We start from the raw sequence: 207 nt of genomic DNA on the forward strand, positions 1-207 counted from the left end.
AGTGTTCATCATAAACATAGTCATGTTTGCGAAAGAATCCTTCTTTTGTACGAGGACGTGTATAGGGTAAAGCAGGTGTAATTTCTTTGTTAAATAGGTAGCTTGTAATCGCTGGTGTTTTATAAGCTGCATCTGCGGCAACGGCTTCCGGTTTTCCAACTTTCTCAATCACTTGTTCAACTAGTGGCTCTAAGATCTGACTGTCAT

1 pseudogene is annotated in these 207 nt (G+C 40.1%); it reads right to left on the reverse strand.

Features of this window, described 5'->3' with window-relative positions:
• Positions 1-207: pseudogene (locus Q8G36_RS28990) on the reverse strand (IS5/IS1182 family transposase); the annotation flags it as partial.

It is taken from the genome of Peribacillus frigoritolerans (genome assembly GCF_030676415.1).
In the GTDB taxonomy this organism is placed as follows: domain Bacteria; phylum Bacillota; class Bacilli; order Bacillales; family DSM-1321; genus Peribacillus; species Peribacillus frigoritolerans_A.